The sequence below is a fragment of the Yersinia sp. IP36721 genome (genome assembly GCF_003634395.1).
Lineage (GTDB): Bacteria > Pseudomonadota > Gammaproteobacteria > Enterobacterales > Enterobacteriaceae > Yersinia > Yersinia entomophaga.
In genome coordinates, this window is record NZ_QCZL01000078.1 from 1 (window position 1) to 854 (window position 854).

Sequence of the window (854 nt, forward strand, 5' to 3'; positions counted from 1 at the left end):
CCTGCCTGCTGCAGGATCTGCGCACGGCTCATGTTGGACACTTCGGTAGAGTAATCGGCATCCTGAATACGGCTACGCGCGGAAGTCAGGTTGTTTACAGTGTTGTTCAGGTTGGTGATGGTTGACTCAAAACGGTTCTGAGATGCACCCAAAGTACTGCGCTGAGTATCAACCGCTTTCAGGGCTTTATCGATATCAGCCAATGGCGTGGTGCCCGGAGCTTTGCTATCTGCACCAACGGTGCCTTTCAGCACGTCGAAGCCTTTGGCAGCAACGGTACGCACGTTACCGTTAACCGCTTCGCCTGCGTCAGCTGCCAGTTTCATTTTAGCGTCGAGATCGGTTTTCGCCGTAGCCGTTGCAGCGATATCGCCAGCTACGCCAGATGCATCAGAGGTTTTCTTCGCTGCATCATACGCAGTTTGTGCTGCTGAAGCGTCTGCAGTTTTAGTGAAAGCATAGGTATTCACTGAATCAGATGAAGTGCCATCTGCTTTCGCTGCCGCCAGGTTCCAGCCCGCGCTTGAACCGATAGCGATGCTGATTTTCTCGCCGTCTTTAGAACCCACCTGGAAATCATAACCAGTATCGGTCGCAGTACGGTTGTCCAAGACTTTGATACCGTTGAAATCGGTTTGCTTGGTCACACGGTTGATTTCTTCCATACGCTGGTTAACTTCAGACTGGATGGAATCGATATCGGATGCAGAGTTAGAGCTGCTTTGTGCCTGAACGGTCAGATCACGTACGCGCTGCAGGTTGTTGTTGATCTCACCCAACGCGCCTTCTGCGGTCTGAGACAGAGAAATACCGTCGTTCGCGTTACGCGCAGCCTGAGTCAAACCGTTAATGTT

Annotated in this window: 1 protein-coding gene; it reads right to left on the bottom strand. The window is 51.9% G+C overall.

All coding sequences use genetic code 11. The features are described 5' to 3' along the window. A partial coding sequence (locus DBA33_RS20380) for a flagellin (RefSeq protein WP_120807126.1) occupies positions 1-854 on the bottom strand: 854 nt, incomplete at both ends.